The organism is Qipengyuania marisflavi (genome assembly GCF_005884405.1).
GTDB classification, from domain to species: Bacteria; Pseudomonadota; Alphaproteobacteria; order Sphingomonadales; family Sphingomonadaceae; genus Qipengyuania; species Qipengyuania marisflavi.
Map to the genome: position 1 here is coordinate 287,684 of NZ_VCAO01000002.1, position 19,326 is coordinate 307,009.

The 19,326-nt window shown below is 62.2% G+C and carries 15 protein-coding genes; 1 reads left to right on the plus strand and 14 read right to left on the minus strand.

Annotated elements, in window-relative coordinates:
• Window positions 1-17: 17 nt before the first annotated feature.
• The 12 genes from FEV51_RS05945 to hisG form a co-directional block, all read right to left on the minus strand.
• Complete coding sequence (locus FEV51_RS05945) at window positions 18-2,039, minus strand: DEAD/DEAH box helicase (protein WP_138616908.1); 2,022 nt, start codon at window positions 2,037-2,039, stop codon at window positions 18-20.
• Window positions 2,040-2,232: 193 nt separating this feature from the next.
• The gene (locus FEV51_RS05950; protein ID WP_138616910.1) at window positions 2,233-5,436 is read right to left on the minus strand and encodes a type ISP restriction/modification enzyme; all 3,204 of its coding nucleotides are present in this window, start codon (window positions 5,434-5,436) and stop codon (window positions 2,233-2,235) included.
• 227 nt (window positions 5,437-5,663) lie between these two features.
• Window positions 5,664-6,581, minus strand: coding sequence for an acyl-CoA thioesterase (locus FEV51_RS05955; RefSeq protein WP_246034461.1), 918 nt, complete (start codon window positions 6,579-6,581; stop codon window positions 5,664-5,666).
• A 32-nt stretch (window positions 6,582-6,613) separates the two neighbouring features.
• Entirely contained in the window at window positions 6,614-7,645 is a 1,032-nt protein-coding gene (locus FEV51_RS05960; RefSeq protein WP_138616914.1) for a hypothetical protein, read from the minus strand.
• On the minus strand, window positions 7,645-8,673 hold the full coding sequence (locus tag FEV51_RS05965; RefSeq protein WP_138616916.1) for a GNAT family N-acetyltransferase: 1,029 nt from the start codon (window positions 8,671-8,673) through the stop codon (window positions 7,645-7,647). Before FEV51_RS05965 ends, FEV51_RS05960 begins: the two co-directional genes overlap by 1 nt.
• A gap of 11 nt (window positions 8,674-8,684) precedes the next feature.
• Window positions 8,685-9,572 carry a transcriptional regulator gene (locus FEV51_RS05970; protein ID WP_138616918.1) on the minus strand — a complete coding sequence of 296 codons (888 nt, stop codon included), beginning with the start codon at window positions 9,570-9,572 and terminating at the stop codon, window positions 8,685-8,687.
• Window positions 9,569-10,741, minus strand: coding sequence for a GNAT family N-acetyltransferase (locus tag FEV51_RS05975; protein WP_246034462.1), 1,173 nt, complete (start codon window positions 10,739-10,741; stop codon window positions 9,569-9,571). Before FEV51_RS05975 ends, FEV51_RS05970 begins: the two co-directional genes overlap by 4 nt.
• Window positions 10,742-10,912: 171 nt before the next feature.
• Complete coding sequence (locus FEV51_RS05980; RefSeq protein WP_138616920.1) at window positions 10,913-13,066, minus strand: sodium-translocating pyrophosphatase; 2,154 nt, start codon at window positions 13,064-13,066, stop codon at window positions 10,913-10,915.
• Window positions 13,067-13,215: 149 nt separating this feature from the next.
• Window positions 13,216-14,079: a thiamine-phosphate kinase gene (gene thiL / locus FEV51_RS05985; protein WP_138616922.1), complete on the minus strand. Its 864-nt coding sequence runs from the start codon at window positions 14,077-14,079 to the stop codon at window positions 13,216-13,218.
• Entirely contained in the window at window positions 14,076-14,537 is a 462-nt protein-coding gene (gene nusB, locus FEV51_RS05990) for a transcription antitermination factor NusB (protein WP_138616924.1), read from the minus strand. Before nusB ends, thiL begins: the two co-directional genes overlap by 4 nt.
• Complete coding sequence (gene hisD / locus FEV51_RS05995) at window positions 14,534-15,823, minus strand: histidinol dehydrogenase (RefSeq protein ID WP_138617281.1); 1,290 nt, start codon at window positions 15,821-15,823, stop codon at window positions 14,534-14,536. The genes nusB and hisD overlap by 4 nt, the downstream gene beginning before the upstream one ends.
• The gene (gene hisG, locus FEV51_RS06000) at window positions 15,823-16,479 is read right to left on the minus strand and encodes an ATP phosphoribosyltransferase (protein WP_138616926.1); all 657 of its coding nucleotides are present in this window, start codon (window positions 16,477-16,479) and stop codon (window positions 15,823-15,825) included. Before hisG ends, hisD begins: the two co-directional genes overlap by 1 nt.
• Window positions 16,480-16,515: 36 nt before the next feature.
• Between hisG and FEV51_RS06005 the strand changes: the two genes are divergently transcribed.
• A complete protein-coding gene (locus FEV51_RS06005; protein WP_138616928.1) occupies window positions 16,516-17,607 on the plus strand; it encodes a DUF2332 domain-containing protein in 1,092 nt (363 codons plus the stop codon).
• Here FEV51_RS06005 and FEV51_RS06010 read toward each other — a convergent pair.
• Both FEV51_RS06010 and FEV51_RS06015 read right to left on the minus strand, forming a co-directional pair.
• Window positions 17,604-18,500, minus strand: coding sequence for an alpha/beta fold hydrolase (locus FEV51_RS06010; protein WP_138616930.1), 897 nt, complete (start codon window positions 18,498-18,500; stop codon window positions 17,604-17,606). The two genes, FEV51_RS06005 and FEV51_RS06010, sit on opposite strands and share 4 nt — an antisense overlap.
• 5 nt (window positions 18,501-18,505) lie before the next feature.
• On the minus strand, window positions 18,506-19,321 hold the full coding sequence (locus FEV51_RS06015) for an SDR family NAD(P)-dependent oxidoreductase (RefSeq protein ID WP_138616932.1): 816 nt from the start codon (window positions 19,319-19,321) through the stop codon (window positions 18,506-18,508).
• Window positions 19,322-19,326 lie beyond the last annotated feature (5 nt).

Here is a 19,326-nt window from a genome sequence, read left to right on the forward strand (position 1 = left end):
TCTGGCGCTTGCTCTGATCAGTTGGAGGGCTTGCCCGGCTTGCCCTTGAAACCGCCGCCCGGCTTGGGTTTGCCTTTGCCGGGGAAGGGCTTGCCGCCTGGCTTGCCGCCGAATTTTCCGCCCGGCTTCGCGCCAAACTTGCCGCGCGGCTTGTTATCGAAGGGATCGGCAGGCTTGGCACCGAATGAACCACCCGGCTTGCCAGCGGGTTTGCCGCCAGCATAGCCGCCGGGCTTGCCGCCGCTTGGCTTTCCACCGACATAACCGCCGGGCTTGCCGCCGGTCGGCTTGCCTCCAGCATAACCGCCGGGCTTGCGGTCGGGGCCGCCATGGCGAGAGCGCGGCGGGCCGCGATCGGGCCGGGAACTGTTCGACCGAGGGCCGTTGGAGCGGGGTCCGTCGCGGCGATTGGTGCGCGCGGCTTCGCGCGGGCCATCGGGCGCCGGTTCGATCACGATGGAATCCTGGTCATCATCACCCTCGGAAGTCCGTCCCAGAGCTTCCTGGAATTTGGCAGCTGCGGCGCGAGGAACCTGGAAATGGGTTTCGGTCTGGCCGATCTTGATGGCGCCGATTTCATTGCGCGTGATATGGCCACGGCGACACAGCAGCGGCAGGATCCAGCGGGCTTCGGCGTTCTGATTTCGGCCGATGGCGATGCGGAACCACACGATGTCCTCGAACCCTTCGCGGTGGCGCTGCTGCTTGGCGGCGTCACGCGCTTCGGGCGTGTTGGCGAGCAATTCCTCGGGCTGCGGCATCGCGGCGCGGTGCGCGTGCACCAGCGCGGCGGCGATGTCTTCGGGTGTGCGCTGTTCCATCAGCTGCTTTGCCAGCGCGCGATCCTCGTCCTCATATTCGGTCGGGGTCATCAGTGCGGTCAGCAACCGCTCACGGTCCTTTTCGCGAATGTCGTCAGGAGTGGGGGCATCCATCCACTCCGCTTCGATCTTCGCTCCGCGCAGCATTCCTTCGACGCGGCGGCGGCGGTTGTACGGCACGATAATCGCGGCGGTGCCCTTTTTGCCAGCACGGCCGGTACGGCCCGAACGATGCTGCAAAATCTCGGCATCGCGGGGGATCTCGACATGAACCACCAGGCTCAGCGTGGGCAGATCGATCCCGCGTGAGGCGACATCCGTGGCCACACAAACGCGCACGCGGCGGTCGCGCATGGCCTGCAGTGCCTGATTGCGCTCGGACTGCGAATGCTCGCCCGACAGCGCGACAGCGGCGAACCCGCGTTCCTGCAGGGTGGCGTGCAGATGGCGCACATTGTCGCGCGTGGCGCAGAACAGGATCGCCGTCTCCGCCTCATGGTAACGCAGGATATTGACCACTGCGTTCTCGATTTCGGAAGGCGATACAGTGATCGCCTGATAGCTGATATCTCCGTGGCCGCGGTCCTGACCCACCAGCGACAGGCGCACCGCGTCGGTCTGGTAACGCTGCGCCAGCGCCACGATGGACTTGGGCATGGTGGCCGAAAACAGCAGGGTGCGGCGGGTGTCGGGCGTGGCGTCGAGGATTTCCTCCAGATCGTCACGGAACCCCATGTCGAGCATTTCGTCCGCTTCATCCAGCACCGCGCCGATCAGGCCCGACAGGTCGAGCGCGCCGCGTTCCAGATGGTCGCGCAACCGGCCCGGCGTGCCCACGACAATCGCGGGGCCAGAGCGCAATGCGCGGCGTTCTTTCGAGGCGTCCATCCCGCCGACACAGGTAGCGATCCGCAGTCCGGCCTTGGCATAGAGCCACGCCAGTTCGCGGCTGACCTGCAGGGCCAGTTCGCGGGTTGGTGCAATCACCAGCGCCAGCGGCTTCTCAACCAGCGGCACATTGGCGGTTTCGGCCAGCAGCGCATCGGCCAGCGCCAGCCCGAACGCCACGGTCTTGCCCGAACCGGTCTGTGCCGAAACGACCAGATCGCGGCCCACGGCCTCAGGCTCAAGCACGGCGGCCTGGACCGGGGTGGGGGCGGTATATCCGCGTTCGGCAAGGGCTTCGCCGAGAATCGGCGGCAGGGTTTCAAAACTCATGATGCTCACAGGGTCTGGGCACCGGAAATTCGGTGCGGATGGGGAGATGGAACGTTCAAGGCCGTTTCCGGGGCCGGTGTGTCGCGCGTTTGCGGGCATCAAAGCCCGACGCGCGCCCGGCGTGTGCGGCGGCGCCTACACGATTGTGCAGCGTTTGGCTTGCAGTTTTTTTGCAGGTGCGAAATGGAGGGGTTCAGGTGTCGAGCGGAAGCTTGATCTCGCGCATGATCCGGTCGGTTTCGATCAGGATTTTCACGATTTTCTGATAATGCCCGATATCGTCATAGCCAAGGCTGCGTCCGCGCCGGTCCTTGAGCCATTTCTGCGCGGGCTGATATCCGCCGATGTGGAACTCCCACGCCAGTTTGGGCACCCCGGCGAAATACTGTTCCCTATTGATATACACGTTTCCGCCTTCCAGCCTGGGATGGCCGCTGGCGACCACATCATCGCCGTGGCCGTGATAGGGAAAAGGCGTGTCGCCAATGGCGGCGGGTTCCATCAGGTGGAGACGGCGTAGGGCCTCACCCTTCTCGCTGATATGCGCGAACACCTCCGGGCTGGCCGGATAGGGAATGCGCGGGAAGTCGATCTTGAGGAATTCGGCGAAGGTCTCGCGGTAATCGGGGCTGTGCAGCACGCCGTAGATATAGTCGAACACTTTGACCTCTGACGGGCGCGCTTCGCCGGTCGCGGCGCGGAAATCTTCCTCCGGCCCAGCTTGGTCGGCGGGATCGATCCCGGCGGCTTTGCAGATTTCGGCGTAGAGCATGGGGTCGAGGTTTACGGTGCGCTCGGTTGGGGCAAGCGCATCGGTTTGTTGGGCGTTTTCGTCTGGGTAGAGGTAAAGGGGGAAATTGACCGACTGAGTGCTGCTTTCGGCAAATTTCGTTTCTGAGATTTTTTCAGTGACAAAAAAGTGATCCGCAGTTGGGTTCTTGTTGCTGCGCGCAGTGGCTAACCCAAGATTGATGTGTCGGTGAAAGTGATTCATGACTCTTTCACGTCGGTGAACCGCCACGTGGGGGTCATATATCGTCCATCGATCATCGAACGGACGATACGAAATCGGGGCCAACTGTTGTCTGGCTGCCTGAACCGACAATTCCCTCTTAGCGCTTTCGAAATTCCACTGCGTGGTAGAGCAAAGGCGGAAATGCTTTCGCGCGTCCGTTTCATTTGCTGATGCCAGCAAGAGACTTACTTTTTCGATAGCTTCAGTAGCACTCCACGAGATAGCAAATTGATCTTGGGTAGTTACAATTCCGGGGGCAGGTCTACCGTTTGGTGAAAAGAGTTCAGCTGTAGAAAATCCAACTTGATATGCGACCAACAAATCCTCGTTTGTCGGTTTGAACCGCCAAGGGGGCGATTTGGGAGTCGCATCTGCGAATAACATTGAATTGAGGCTCGCTTCCCGCAGCGCCGCATACTTTGCCTCCCGCTTTCCCCAAAGCTCTGCATGGCTCACCGTTGCATCGTCCACTTTAGCGCTTGAATTGTGTAACTTCTTAACTGCTAGAATGATGGCAACACCCTGCTGAATATCGAAGACATTCTTATCGGGCGTTTCGTCGGGAGAGACTTCTTTTCGCTTAGAATTACCATGTAAGTCAATAATATGGATACTGTCGAACGTTTCTCTAAGATGTCTCCTCATGTCGAGAAAGGTCGGATTATCTAGATAGGCGTGGTTGGTAATAAGTCCCATTATACCATGCCCGTTCTTGGCAATCATATGTTCTGACATTCGGACGAATTTTACGTAATCATCTGAAAGCCATTTCGCTTGCGCAGGTCGCTTCAATTCAGGGCTAACCTTGTATTCACTCATTAAGCCTTCAATCCAATCGCCAAAGTTCGACGAATGTCCCGAATAGGGCGGGTTCCCGATCACGCACATGATCGGCGTCTGGCGCTTCACCTCGCTCGCACCGCGCGCTTCGTCGGCGAGTTGCTGGAAGAACAAATCCTTGACCTCGCGCTCGGCGGGTTCCAGCGCATTGGTCAGCCAGACGGACAGGCGCGGCGGGTTCTTGCTCGGCACATAGCCGCTCTCGGTCAGCTGCATGTCCAGCTTCATATGGCACATGGCATAGCTGGCCATCAGCAGCTCGAACCCGTGCAGGCGCGGCAGCAAGTCCTCCTCGACATAGCTGGACCATTTGCCCGGTGCGCGGGCCTTCACCCGGTCGGCAATGGTTTGTACCGTCTTGGCCAGGAAAGTGCCGGTGCCGGTTGCCGGATCGAGGATTTGCACGCGGTGCACGTCCTTCTTGATCGTCACCGCTTTGCCGTCCTTGGTCTCGCCTGTGTCCCAGTCCACCGTCACCTTGCCGGTGTCCGCCAGCCCGTCGGCAATCCCAAACTCGCTTTTCAGCACATCGTCCACGGCGCGGACGATGAAATCGACCACCGGTTCCGGCGTGTACCAGACCCCCCGGCTTTTGCGCTTTTTAGGATTGTATGCGGCAAGAAAGGTTTCGTAGAAGTGGATGAAGGGATCGTTGCGGGCGGTGAACTTGCCGAATTCCGCAAACAGCGAATGCGGATCGCTGGCGCGCAGCACTTCGGCAAGATCGTCCACTACGTAACGCAGCCGGTCGGGAATGTCGTAACCCGCAATATATTGGAACAGCCCGCGCAGGAACGGGTTTGACTTCGGCAGCTTTTCCAGTGCCTCCTGCCGGCTGAAAGTCTCGAGGCTGTCGTCGTGCAGCCGCGCGGCGAACATGCCGTAGGTAATCGTCTCGGCATAAATATCGGCGAATTCGCCCGGCTCCAGATTGGGCAGCAAATTCTCTTTGAAGGTGGTGAACTGGCGGCCCAGCCCCTTCTGAAACGCCGGGTCTTCGGCCAGTGCAATGCCGACTTCATCCTTGATGATCGCCGCCTTGCCCGCCATCATTTCCGCCAGCTTTTGTGCGCTGGTGATGCTGATGGGTTTTTGCTGGGCAAAGGATTTTAGCTGACGCTCAAGCTCGTCGAATTTGCCGGGCAGCGGCTGCAACCCGCCAAGGCCACCCATGAAATCCGCGATGGAAGTATGGTGAACCACATCCTTGTTGCGGATGAATTCGAAATCGACGCCATTGGTATAAAGCAGGTTGGGGTACGCGTTTTCATAGCGCCTGCGCTGTTCGACGCTGTAGCCTTTCAACTTGATGACATCCTTGGGCAAATCCTTTGCCTCGGCCCAGCCGAAGGCGATGCCGTCGCGCTGGAACAGGAAATCGGGCATTCCGCCCTCTGACCGTTTGGGTTCGTTGATGACCTGAATGTCGGGATCGATCGATTGGAACAGTCCCTCCAGCGCCGCGCGATAACTGTGTTCGGTTGCCTGACCGCTGGCGTATATGCCGCTGATCTGTTCAAGATAATTGGCAATATCCATCATTCGCGCCCCCTGTGCCGTGCCGTTCTAACGTGCGCGTGGCGCGGGGCAAGCGGCACGTTTTCCTACAGCCACACACCGCGATAGGGTGCGGGAATGCCTCTTTATCCGCGCCGTGTTCCTGCCCGTTTCATTCACGCAGGGCGGGCTTGCGCTGAACGAAGTTTTTTGTCCTTGGACTGTGTAACACCCGGTCCATGTGTTCCTCAGCAGCGACGAACCGAGCGACGTCAATCGGCCTTCCGCGCGGCGCGAATCATGCCTTCCTGCGCCACGCTGGCGACCAGCTGGCCGCTGCGGTTGAAGATGCGGCCGCGGTTGAAGCCCCTGCCGCCGCCCGACCACGGGCTGTCGGTGACGTACAGCAGCCATTCGTCAGCGCGGGCGGGGCGGTGGAACCAGATGGCGTGATCAAGGCTGGCGCCTTTCAGCTCGCCGCGCGCCCAGCTCAGCCCATGCGGCAGCGCGGCGGTGCCCAACAGGGTGAAGTCGCTGGCATAGGCGATCACGGCGCGGTGCATCGCCGGATCGTCGGGCAGGGTGGCCACTGCGCGGAACCAATTGTGCGCGTGCGGGGGGCGCTTGGCATTGTTCATCCAGTGCTGCGAACCACTGGTGCGGATCTCGATCGGGCGCGGGCGCAGCATCAACGCCTTCTGCTGTTCGCTGGGCTCGCCGATCTTGGCGATGAAGTTGCGGCGCTGCTCCATATCCGAAGGCAGATCCTCGGGCGGTGGGACATCGGGGATGGTGTAATCATCATGCGACAGCCCCTCTTCAGGGCGTTGGAAGCTGGCGGTCAGATTAAGGATGGGCTTGCTGGTCCCGCTATCGCCAGCCTGGCTCACCACCACGCGGCGATTGGCAAAGCTGCGGCCTTCGAAATCGCGCGAGATGGCGTGGTTGATATCGACACCCTCGCGCCCGGCGCGCAGGAAATAAGCGTGCAGCGAATGCGCCGCCATCCCCTCGGGCGCGGTGGCCTGCGCGGCCTGTAGCGCCTGTGCGACCACCTGCCCGCCAAACACGCGGCCAATGCCGCCGGGTTGCTGGCGGCCGGTGAAGGCGTCTTCGCTGTCACGTGAAACGGTCAGCAGCCGGACGAGGCCGGAGACGAGGTCTTGCGGGGTGGGTTCTGGATCGCTCACGGATCCGCCTGTGCGGGCGCGGGCGGGGCGCGTCAAGCGCGGGCGCTGCGCCATTGCTGCCAGCCATATGCGGCAAGGCCCAGCGCCAGGAACAGCTCGCGATATTCAGAGCTGTCATACATCGCCACCATCGTGTGGCCGAGCGCGAGGTGGAGAATTTGGCCCAGCGCCACAAAGATTGTGAGCGCGGTCCACAACCGCGCCTCACCCGGCTTGCCATCGCGGCGCGCCAGCAGCGCAAAGGCCAGGCAGACCGCCAGACCGATGAAGAATGCGGAGCGAACGGGGAGCAGGTTCCAATGGCTGTAAGTGAAGATCAGCATCGGTGCGGACAGTGCCGCCACGCTGTGATCGGGCAGCAGGTTGCGGATCGGTGCGACGATCCGCCAATGTCCCAAGGCCGCGCGCACCAGCGGCAGCAGCATCAGGAATATACCCGTTCCGGTGTACAGCGCCAGCTCGGTGAGATCGGTCTGGAAATTGTGGAAGTTGAACTCCCCCTGCCAATTGCGTTGCGCCACCACATCGGGCGTGTCGAACCCGACCACGCGCTGGAACCAGCTGACTTCCTCGCCCGCCATCAGGAAAAACAGCGCGGCAAACCCCACCGCGCCGATGATGTGCAGCCTGCGCCAGGGGCCTTTGCCGGTGCGCAGCGATTGGCGCAGTTTGAGCGCCATCCCCACGCTGGCCAGCAGCAGCAGCAGCGCGGTGAGCCATTCGATCGCGCCATCCTCTGCGCCGACCAATTGGTACAGCGCGGGATCGGCGGCCAGCAATGCCAGTGCGGCGGCGGCGGCGGCCATGACCGCCCAGCTGAGCGTGATGACGGTCTGGCTCAATGGTGGTAGTTTATTGGCAGCCGTGCGGCTCAGGCTCCAGACCAGCGCGAAACTCAACGTTGCATTTACTGCACCGCGAAGCCAGAAATAGGCGCTGTCCCCCGGCACGTCTTCACGCGCGAAATGCCAGCCCAACGCCAGCTGCTCATACGCCATCACGCCAAGCAGGAAGGCGACCAGCGCCACCGCCGCTGCGAGTACAGGCCATGCGACGCGCGCCATCAGCCGCGATCCCAAAGGGGCCGGAGCAATCTGGCCAGCACTCGTCCGCGCACGAACAGAATGTCGTGCAGTTCAGCCCCCGTCTGCGCCCCCATCTCGCTTTTGTATCCGGCATCACCAAGGCCCCAATTGACCTGCGCTGTGCCGGTCTGTGCGGCGCGTTCGAAGTCATCGTAAAGCAGCACACGGCCGGGGCCGAAGCTGGTGAAGCGGTCGTCATAATTGTTGGCGATATAGTACCGAGTGTCGCCCGCCGCGACGCCGAAGGTGAAGGCGGCGGGGGTGTCGCCCAGCCACAGCACGCTGCCGAACAGCATCTTGGCGAGCTGCGGATCGTCGCACAAATCTTCCCAGAACTGGCGCTGGACCGGGTCGCGAAACTTGGTGTCGCCGCCATCGAGCCGTTTGCCCAACCAGCTTGACGCCTCGACCGCTGCCATCGCATCACGGTGAGCGGCGGTCCAGTCGGCGCCGGTGAAGAACTCGGTTCGCAATGCGCCGCCTTCTTCCTCAAGCCGCCGCTTGCGCCAGCGGTTCTTGCGCTTGGTCTTGGTGGAAGGCCAGTCGCCCGAGGCGTTGAGGTCTGCCAGATTAAGCGTGAACAGCATTCCGAGCGAGCGGTGGAGGGCTTGCCACCCAGCCTGCCGGGCAGCAGGGATGAGGGTCGCCAATGCCGGATCATCGGCAGCCACCGGGCCAAGCCGCCACACCTTGCCAAGAACGCGCTTCATGTCGGGGCAAGCCATCGCCGCAGCCAGCGAGCTGATATGGCAATCGGAGGCGATAGGGAGGCTGCGAAGGGGCCAATAGCCGCCGCCAATCTGGCGCAGGGCGAACGGTCCTTTGCGCATATCGGCCAGCGGGAATGCCGCAAGCGGCACGCCCAGCTGATCGTGCGCAATCGCGACCTTTATCGCGTCAGTGCCAGAGGAGAACCACCGGGCGCGCAGGAATGCCAGCTTCGGATCGAGCTGAGCAGCAAGCGTGTCGATTATCGCGCCCTCACGCGAGTCGGCGAATTCTTCCATGCTGCCGATTATCACGTTTGCCCCGGCGACCCGAATACGCGCCGCCAAGCCCGGAAAGCGAGCGATTTGGCGCTATTGCTGGCGGGCCAGCGACCGGGTGGGCGCGGGGTCACGCCGATGCGGCGCACCAGTCCGTTGAAGCAGCGCGCCCCAGCTTCGGCATAGCTCCAGTCGGACCGCCAGGTGATCGATAGCGAGATTGAACTGACGGGGCCGTTGCGGACAAAGTGCGGGGCCATCACGGGCACATACAGCGCATCACGGCGGCCAAGCCTGAATTCGGTGCCGCGCGGCGCCATCCTGTCCGACCATGCCAGTTCGCGCGGACCGCCCAGATGATAGCTTTCATGCACGCTGTCGGGCGCAAAGCGTGGATCGCCCGCAGGGAATTGCGTCATCGTCTTGCTGCCAGACAGCTGGAGCAGGATGTTGTGCTCGGGGTCGAAGTGATACGGCGTGACCGCCATCGGACTGGAGATGAAAACGAACCCTTGCGGGGTCAGCATCTCGCCAGTCCGTGCCTCGATCACAGGGCGCAATTCTTCGAGCAACTTCATCAGCAAGACGCGATAGGCGGGCACCTGCTCGATATTCTTGAGCACGGCCCAGCTGTCGCTGCTGGCGATATGCCGTATGGTCTCGCCAATGCTCAGACCGGTTGGTGCGGGTTTGCCGTCGACGCCTATGGGCTGCTGGCCGCGATTGTATTCGATGGCAGTGGCGGGCAGCTGTTCGGCCAGCTCCGCCAGAGCAGGAAGCGTAAGCCGGTCGTCACGGTCGAGCCGGTGGCGTAGCAGATGCGGGATTTCGGGATAGCGGTCTGCGAACACCCGGCGCGCTTCCTTGGGGAAGACAGCGGCAGCGGTCTGGCGCGAAAATGCGGGATCGTGGGCCGTCACGCGCGCTTTTCCACACGGTGCGCTTCAATTGCGGCAAGACTGGCGCCAAGCCTGCGCCGAAGTTTGCCGCCGATGGCAATCGACAGTCCTACCATCTCGCGCCGGTCACGCCAGATACGCTCAATCATCGGGTGATCGGCGGCAGCGCAGCTATCGCACCAGGCAATGCGCGGGTCGTCCAGCAGCGCGAGGTTTTCCACCTGCAGCAGCATCCCGGGTGAAAATCGCGCGAAATCTTCGTCGAATGTGGTCTTAAATGCAAAGGCACCCGGCGCGGCGAGGAAGGTGGCCAGCATCGCAACCGGTCGGTCCGCGCACCATAGCGTCAGCCGTTCAAGCCGCCCGGCTGCGGCGGCATTGGCGAGAGTGGTGACAAAGAGCGTCTCTGTTCGCGGATCGCATGCCAGTGCAGAGCCGTTGGCACCTTTCCATCCGCGCTGTTCCAAGGCGAGGAAATCTGCTGACCACTCAGTCAGTCCAGACTCGTCACGGCGGCGCTCGAAACGCACTTCGCCTTCGTCCGCAAGCCGGTTGCTCTGGCGGCGCAATTCCTTGCGCTTTTTCGTGCTCATGGCTGACGTCAAATGTTCTTCCGGGGCCAAGCCACTTCGCAGCAGGGCGCGCTGTTCACGGTGAACTGTCCGACAGCTGCGTCCGCTATCCTCGCAGAGCTGCAACAGCGCGGCAGTGACGCTGCTGTCGCCTGGCATTTGCGGGAGGTGCAGTAACAGAGATTTGCCCGCCTTGCTGTCAACGCACTCGAGATAGGCACGCCAGAACCGGCCTTCGTGACCAGGCGCGACCAATGGCACGCCGCAAAAGGCGTTGGGGTGCTGCCAGGCGGCTATATTGGGGAGCGGGTGACCGTGGTAATCGCGATCGCGCCAGCTGGGCATCAGACCGGTCAGCCTGCCGCCATCGACCAGCATGGCGAGGTGCACTTTGCCCGCCGGATCGAATTGCTCAAGCGAGGGGATCAGGAAACCCGGTTCATAAAAGGGATTGGGCTCAGCGGCGGTTCTGGCCAACGCGTCCCATGCCGGGATCAGCGCCGCACGGTCGATCTCGGTCCACGGCAATGCGTGAAATCCGTCGGACAGCGGCAGAGGCGCCGCGCCAGTGCGCGGGGCAGCCCAATTGCGGGCCAGCAGCTCTTCGATCTGTGCCACGTTGCGTGATCCACCCGTTGCGCCGATGTGAGGTTCGATAGCTGGGAGACCTACGTGAAATCCGCTTATTATTGCTTAACGTGCTGGAAAGCCTGAGTCACAAGCCCCGACTAACGAAGGGCGGCGGCACCCTTCGATGCCGCCGCCCCTGCGTTACAATTGATCGAAGGATCAGCCTGCCGCGAGTGCTGCCAGCAGCAGCAGTGCGACGATGTTGGTGATCTTGATCATCGGATTCACTGCGGGACCCGCAGTATCCTTGTAAGGATCGCCAACGGTATCGCCGGTAACGGCAGCCTTGTGGGCTTCGGAACCCTTGCCGCCATGATTGCCGTCTTCGATGTACTTCTTCGCATTGTCCCACGCACCGCCGCCAGCGGTCATGGAAAGCGCCACGAACAACCCGCCGACGATCACGCCGAGGAGCAGAGCGCCCAGTGCCGCAAAGCCATTTGCCTGACCCGCAATCGCAGTGATTGCGAAATACACCACGATGGGTGCGAGCACCGGCAGCAGCGACGGAATGATCATTTCCTTGATCGCTGCCTTGGTCACCAGATCGACCGTGCGTGCATAATCGGGACGGCTGGTGCCAGCCATGATGCCGGAATCGCCCGCGAACTGTTCGCGAACGTCCTTCACCACATCGCCAGCCGCGCGGCCCACCGCAGTCATGCCCATCGAACCGAACAGGTACGGGAGCAATGCGCCAAGCAGCAGACCGACAATGACGTAGGGGTTCTCAAGACTGAAATCGACATCCAGCCCTGGGAAGAACTCCGCCAGATCGGTGGTATAGGCCGCAAACAGCACCAGCGCGGCAAGGCCGGCCGATCCGATTGCATAACCCTTGGTCACCGCCTTGGTGGTGTTGCCCACAGCATCCAGCGCATCGGTCTTTTCCCGAACGCTATCATCCAGACCCGCCATTTCGGCGATACCGCCAGCATTGTCCGTCACCGGGCCATAGGCATCGAGCGCTACGACCATACCCGCCAGCGCCAGCATTGCGGTGGCGGCATAGGCAATGCCCATCAAACCAGCCAGCTGGAACGAGATGATGATCCCGGCAACGATGGCCAAAGTCGGCAGTGCGGTCGACTCAAGGCTGATCGCCAGACCCTGGATCACATTGGTGCCGTGGCCTGTTTCACTGGCCTTGGCGATCGAGCGTACTGGGCGGAAATTGGTGCCCGTGTAATACTCTGTGATCCAGATGATCAGGCCCGTCAGGACCAGACCGACCAGCGATGACCAGAACAGATCCATGCCGGTGAAGCCAGCGATCGAAGAGGTCCCCTCTTCAGCAAGTGACGCACCCGCGTCGACATTGGCCAGATTTGCTCCGCCCATTTCGGTGGTCATGTCGCCGCTCAGGGCAAACCAGATTGCGCCAAAGATTGCCGGAACCGACAGGATCGCGGTGACAAGGAAGCCCTTGTACATTGCGCCCATGACATTGGTACCGCCGCCCAGCTTGACGAAATAGGTGCCAATGATGCTGGTCACGATGCAGACGCCGCCAATCAGCAGCGGCAGCGCCATCATCGGAATCAGCAGATCGCCAAGTCCGGTGAGCAGCAATGCAGTCAGCACCATGGTGGCACCAACAGTTACAACGTAGGTTTCGAACAGATCGGCGGCCATGCCGGCACAGTCGCCAACATTGTCACCGACATTGTCGGCAATCACGGCCGGGTTGCGCGGGTCATCTTCGGGAATACCCGCCTCGACCTTGCCGACCAGATCGGCACCCACGTCTGCGGCCTTGGTAAAGATACCGCCGCCCAGACGCGCGAAGATCGAAATCAGCGAAGCGCCAAATGCCAGCGCAATCAGCGCGTCGATCACGGTCCGGTCATTCGCGGCGTATCCGGCCACTTCAACGAGGTAATAGAAGAACACGGCAATCGCCAGCAGGGCGAGGCCTGCCACCAGCATGCCGGTGATCGCCCCGGCGCGGAACGCCAGCGTCAGACCCTGTTGCAAACCGCTTTGCGCGGCGGCAGCTGTGCGGACGTTCGAGCGGACCGAGATATTCATCCCGATAAAGCCCGCCACACCAGACAGGATCGAGCCGATCACAAAGCCGATTGCTGAAATAGGTCCGAGGAAAAAGAACACGATGGCAGCGACAACCACGCCGACCATGCCGATGGTGGCATATTGCCGTTTCAGATAGGCCTGTGCGCCCTCTTGAATGGCGCCTGCGATCTCTCGCATCTTGTCGTTGCCGGTGCCGCTACTGAGCACCTGGCGGCTGGTTACAAAGCCATAGACGATGGCTACCAGTCCCAGCACAATGGATATCAAAACTAGGTTCACGAAATTTATCCCCCTCCCGCTTATTGTTTGTCGGCTATCCAGCGCGGGACGCACCGGATGCTTATGGCGCGACGGTATAAAGCGCGGACGTGGGCTGACAAGGCCCGAAAACGCGCCAATGCCCGCGTTTGTGGCTGCCGGGGGGGGTGTCAGTGCTGGTAGCCGATCCCGTCTTTGGGGAAAATCATCTCTCCATCGACCCAAAGCGGTGCCAGATCGTCGCCACCGACTTTCCCAATTAGGGTGGCCGGGACGGGAAGGGGGGTTTCCGGGGGCAGGGTGAACAGAAGCTCGTAATCGTCGCCCCACCGCACGCATTCGTCACGCATGTCAGAGTCGGCAACGGGAAACCGGCTGCTATCCAGATCGATCGAAATATCGCTCGCCTGCGCCATGCGAAAGCAATCGAGCAGCAGCCCGTCAGAAACGTCCATCATGGCCGATACATGGGGGGCCAGGGCGATCCCTTCGGCAATCAGCGGACTGGGGCGGCGATAGGCCAGGGCGTGATCGCTATCCCGGTCGGCCGCTTCAAAGCCCAGCATTGCGCGGCCCAGCGTGCCGGTGACGAACACCCCATCGCCTGCCCGCGCATTGCGGCGATCAGGCACCGGCGTGTGCGTGGCGCGTCCTATGGCGGTGCAGCCCCAGCTGCGCGGACCACTGCCGCGCACGGTATCGCCGCCGAGCAGCGGAACGTCATGCGCCTCCAGCACCTCACGCAGGCCTTTAATAAACCGCGCATCGCCTTCGCCAAGCATATGGCCCAGCAACACGCCAATGGGCTGTGCGCCCTTGGCAGCGAGATCCGACAAATTTACGGCGACCAGTTTCCACGCGACATCCGCCGCATCTTCGTCAGTGCGGACGTGGACACCCTCGACCAGCACATCATGCGTCAGGACCAGCGTTTCGCTGCCCAGCTCCAGCACCGCCGCATCATCGTCCAGCCCGCGCGCAGCGGGATCGCTCGCCAACGCTTTCAGCGCGGCGATGAAATCGCTTTCGCCTATCGCCCGGCATCCTTGGCTACCGCGTCGAGCACGCCGTTGGCAAACTTGGCCTCGCGGTCGTCGAAGAACGCCTTGGCGACATCGACATATTCGCTGATTGCGGCGCCTTTGGGCACGTCGGCGCGGGCGATGAGTTCATAAGTCCCGGCGCGCAGCACCTGCAGCATGGTCTTGTCGAGCCGGGCCAGCGTCCATCCGGTAGCCAGCCGCGCGGCCAGCTTCTCGTCAATCTCGTCGCGGCGGGCATCGACCCCGGCCACGATGTCATCGAAGAAATCGACATCGGCATCGGCGAACCACACGTCCTCGATCTCCGCACCCAGCCGGTGCTGGTGGAATTCGTTGAGCAACCGCGCCAGCGCGGTGCCCTCCATATCCATCTGATATAGCGCCTGGACCGCAGCCAGACGGGCAGCGGAGCGGGCTTGCGAGCGCGGATTGTTATTTTTATCGGTCACTTGAGTCTCACGGAAATCGAATGGGCATGGGCCGGCAGGCCCTCGGCCTCGGCAAGGCGAATGGCGGCGGGTCCGACGGCGGCAAGCGCCGCTTGGGACGCGTCTATAAAACTGGTGCGCTTCATGAAATCGAGCACTGAAAGACCGCTGGCAAATCGTGCGCGGCGGCCGGTAGGAAGGACGTGATTGGGGCCGGCGATGTAATCCCCGACGGCCTCTGGCGTATGGCGGCCAAAGAATACGCTGCCCGCATGGCGCAGCTGGTCGAACATTGCCTGCGGATCGGCAATTGCCAGTTCGACATGCTCAGCAGCCAGCCGGTCTGACAGGGCGGGCGCCTGATCAAGACTTTCCACCAGCACGATCACGCCGTGATTGTCCCAGCTGGCCCGCGCGGTCTTGGCCGTTGGCAGGGTCATCAATTGCAGATCAATGGTATCGGCAACCATCCGCGCCAGTGTCAGATCATCGGTGATCAGGATCGCCTGACTGGTCGGGTCATGTTCTGCCTGGCTAAGCAGATCGGCGGCGATCCATTCGGGATCGTTATCCTTGTCGGCGATCACCAGAATTTCGCTCGGTCCGGCAACCATGTCGATACCGACCACGCCGTAAAGCTGGCGCTTGGCCTCGGCGACCCAGGCATTGCCGGGTCCGGTCACGACATCGACCTTGCCGATCCGCTTGGTGCCATAAGCCAGCGCAGCAATCGCCTGCGCCCCGCCGACACGCCAGATTTCATCCACCTGCGCGATATGCGCGGCGGCCAGCACCAGATCATTGGTTTGCCCCCGCGGTGTAGGCGTAGCGACCACCAGCCGCTCCACCCCGGCGACCTTTGCAGGAATCGCGTTCATCAGCAGCGATGAAGGATAGGCCGCGCGGCCTCCGGGCACATACAGCCCCGCCGCATCAACCGCGTTCCAGCGTGCGCCCAGCCGCATTCCAGCTGCATCGGTATAGTCGCGGTCCTGCGGCAACTGCGCCTCGTGATAGGCACGGATCCGGTCAGCGGCGAGATGCAGCGCCTTGCGCAGATCGCTATCCAGCGCGTCATAGGCGGTCTTGCAGTCAGCGGCAGGGACGCGCCAATCGGCATCATCGGTCAGGCGGTGCTCGTCAAACCGCATGGTGTATTCCACCAGCGCCGCGTCACCGCGTTCGCGCACTTCGTTGAGGATCCCGGTAACATCGCGCCCGACATTGGCGTCGCTTTCCCGGCGGTCGCGAACGATCCGGGTGAACTTCGCTTCAAAATCCGCATCCGTGGTGCGCAGCATCTGCATCACGCGGCGGCCGCCTGCTGGCGCTCGGTGCGAAAAGCCTCGACCAGCGCGGCAATCCGGCGGTCGGTTTTCAGCGCGACGCGGTTGACGATCAGCCGCGCAGAAATGTCCATGATGTGCTGCGTTTCTACCAGCCCATTGTCGCGCAATGTCTGTCCGCTGGACACCAGATCGACAATCCGCCCTGCCAGACCCAGCGCCGGGGCAATCTCCATCGCGCCGTTCAGCTTCACACATTCGGCCTGGACCCCGCGCGCCTCGAAATGGCGGCGCGTGATGTTGGGATATTTGGTCGCGACGCGCAGATGGCTGGCGCGGCCCGATGCACTGGTCCCGTCCCGCGGTTCGGCAACGGCCAGATGGCAGTGGCCAATGTCGAGATCGACAGGGGCATAAAGATCGGCGTAGTCAAATTCTGCGATGACGTCGGACCCGACGATGCCCAGCTGCGCTGCACCATGCGCAACAAATGTGGCCACATCGAATGCGCGCACGCGGATCAACCGCATGTCTTCGCGCGTTGTGGTAAATGTGAGCGAGCGGTTGGCCTTGTCGTGAAACGCGGCCTCAGGATCGATTCCGGCACGCGCCATCACCGGCAGCGCCTCGTCGAGGATGCGGCCCTTGGGAATGGCGAAGGTCAGGCTGGCAGGCATGGTTGGCGCAGATAGGCAGCAGGGGGACAAAGGGCAATGGCGATCAGCGGGGCAAAATATGTAGTGGCCGATCTCGATGCCACCGGTCTGGACGCTGTGCGCCGCGCTTTTGAGAACCAGGTTGCCTATTGCCGCGACAATGATGCCGGGATTACCGCATTGATTTGCGACGCGATTGGCGCGCTGATCGATACGCAGCGTGGCGGCAAGGTGATGGACCGCGTGCGCCAATGGACAGGTCCGGCACTGTCGGATGCAGTACCGCTGCGGCTGGCTGGCGGTGTCCATGCGCTGCATCTTTCAGGCAAGGCTCCGGCGCTTGGCGCGATTTATCGCGGTGATGCCCCGGCTAACGCGGTTGATCTGGTGGCGGATGCTATCGAACTGCATGAGGCATTCCTGCTGCAGTGGCTGGACGGGCCGCCGCAAACCAATGAGGCAGGACGCTCTGCGAATTTCGCAGTGTCGCTGTTGTGGTTGGCGGGCCAAGGACTGCCCGCCGATTTCGCGCTGTACGAAGTGGGGGCCAGTGCGGGTCTCAACCTGCTGATGCAGCATTATCGCTATGATCTGGACGGGATCACACTGGGAAGTGCGAAGTCAGGGGTCCATCTGACGCCAGGATGGCGAGGCCCGCAACCGCCGGATCGCAAGATCACCATTCGCTCTGCAGAAGGGTGCGATATTGCGCCGATAGACATCTCCGATCCCGCGCAGGCGACGCGGCTGAAGGCGTACATCTGGCCCGAATTTACCGAACGCTTTGCACGGATGGATGCAGCAATTGCGGTGGCTAAACGCTACCCACCGGCGATTGCCAAGCTTACCGCCAGCGCCTTTCTTGCAGATGTGCTCAAGCGGCCCGCCACACGCGGGGTGACCCGCGTGGTGATGCATTCGGTCGTCTGGCAATATCTCCCGCCTAAAGAGCGTGATCGGATGACCGATCTGATCGAGCGGGCGGGCGCGCAGGCCACTGATGATGCGCCGCTGGCATGGGTTTCGCTGGAGGCGAACCGCGATACACATCGGCACGAACTGACGATCAGCTATTGGCCGGGCGGTGAAATGCGCCGCCGCGTTGCCACCGCGCACCCGCATGGCGCGTGGATAAAGTGGTCGGGCTAAACCGTTCGCTGCAAGAATTCGTCCATCGCTGCATTCACGGATTCGGGCGCTTCCCACGGTATAAAGTGGCCGCATTCGGGCACTTCAACAACTGACAGTTCGTCGATGATGGCATCCAGACCGGCCAGATTGACCGGCGGAAGGGCAAGATCATCCTGTCCCCACAGCACCAGTGCTGGAATGGTCAATTGCGGCAATGTTGGCGGCGTCCAATGCTCAGGCGCATGGTAAGTCGCATTGGGCAGGGGTATGTCCAGAGTGCTGGCGCGATACCAGTTCAGCATCGCTATCGCGGCCTCGCCATCTTGCCAGTCCTGCATCAGCAGGGCGCGTTCGTCAGGCTCCATCCGGTCGGCTGCACCCCAATTGATCTCGCGGCGCAGGAACGGTTCCAGACCCTCCTCGCGTAGATTGGCATCATGGGCCGGATCGCGAAACGCGCGCATATACTGGCTCGCCATACGCTGGACCGGATTGGTGTAGAGCAGTTTCTGAAACAGCGCCGGGTGCGGGGCATCGGCAATGACTACACGGCTGACACGCCCGGTCATCTGCCCTCCCAACGCGACGCCCCAGGCGATGGCGCCGCCCCAATCGTGGCCGATGATGGTGAAATCTGCGATCCCCAACGCATCGGCCAGCAGGAAGATGTCACCAATCAGTTTGTCAGGCGTGTAATCCTCGACCAGCGGCGGCTTGGACGATCCGCGATAACCGCGCTGGTCGGGAGCGATGCAGCGGAAACGGTCCGAAAAATGCGCGATCTGATGACGCCATGTGCGGTGATTTTCGGGAAAACCATGCAGGAAGATCAGCGCAGGCGCATCACGAGGACCGCAATCGGCCACATCCAGCGCGATACCATTGGCCAGTGTGATGCGCGTCTGTTCCACTGTGCTCAGCTGTCCGCCTGCATTTTTTCCATATAGCCTGCCGCGACCATACCGGCGATCTGGTCAAGCAAAGCCTCGGGCGTCCGGCGCGCTTCGCCCATGGCCTCTTCTACGCCGCGCGCCACGATGATCTCGCGCTCTTCCGCCGCTACTGCGTCCACGATGATGCGTGCGGCCTCTGCGGGGGGGATGCCGTTGTCGATAATCTTGTCGCTGCGTCCGCGCACCGATCCGTCGGCATTCAGCGCATTGCGGCTGACATCGGTCGCAACCGATCCGGGGCAGACGACATGGACCGCAATCCCACTCTGCGAAAGCTCGGCGCGCAAGGCATCGGCATAGCCGATCAGGCCGTGCTTGGCCGCGCAATAGGCTGTGCGCATCGGCACGCCGACCTTGCCCGCGATGGACGAGATGAACAGCAGCCGCCCGCTGCCGCGCGCAGTCATATGCGGCAGCAGCGCCTGTGCGGCGGCGATCTGCGCGGTCAGGTCGATCTCGATGATCTGGCGATAGACGGCCATTGCCGTGTCGACAGCCGGGCTGCGCTGCGAAATCCCGGCATTGGCCACAAAGATATCGATACCGCTCCGCCAAGCGGTGGCCTGCACCGTGGCATTATGCATTGCCGCTTCGTCGCGCACGTCGAAGGGCAGCACCAGCGTTTCGGTGGGCAAGCTGTCAGCGACCTCTGCCAGCCGTGCCTCATCGCGCCCTGACAGCACAATGTTCGCCCCGCGGCTCGCCCATTCGCGCGCCAGTGCGGCACCGATGCCGCTGCTTGCGCCGGTGATCCAGGCGGTCTTGTCGGCAAAGCTCATCGGGG

Coding starts and splice junctions, on each gene's coding strand:
- FEV51_RS05945 (WP_138616908.1), bottom strand. CDS start 2,039: ATGAGTTTTGAAACCCTGCCGCCGATTCTCGGCGAAGCCCTTGCCGAA.
- FEV51_RS05960 (WP_138616914.1), bottom strand. CDS start 7,645: ATGGCGCGCGTCGCATGGCCTGTACTCGCAGCGGCGGTGGCGCTGGTC.
- FEV51_RS05950 (WP_138616910.1), bottom strand. CDS start 5,436: ATGATGGATATTGCCAATTATCTTGAACAGATCAGCGGCATATACGCC.
- hisG (WP_138616926.1), bottom strand. CDS start 16,479: ATGCCTGCCAGCCTGACCTTCGCCATTCCCAAGGGCCGCATCCTCGAC.
- FEV51_RS06005 (WP_138616928.1), top strand. CDS start 16,516: ATGGCGATCAGCGGGGCAAAATATGTAGTGGCCGATCTCGATGCCACC.
- hisD (WP_138617281.1), bottom strand. CDS start 15,823: ATGCAGATGCTGCGCACCACGGATGCGGATTTTGAAGCGAAGTTCACC.
- FEV51_RS05965 (WP_138616916.1), bottom strand. CDS start 8,673: ATGGAAGAATTCGCCGACTCGCGTGAGGGCGCGATAATCGACACGCTT.
- FEV51_RS06015 (WP_138616932.1), bottom strand. CDS start 19,321: ATGAGCTTTGCCGACAAGACCGCCTGGATCACCGGCGCAAGCAGCGGC.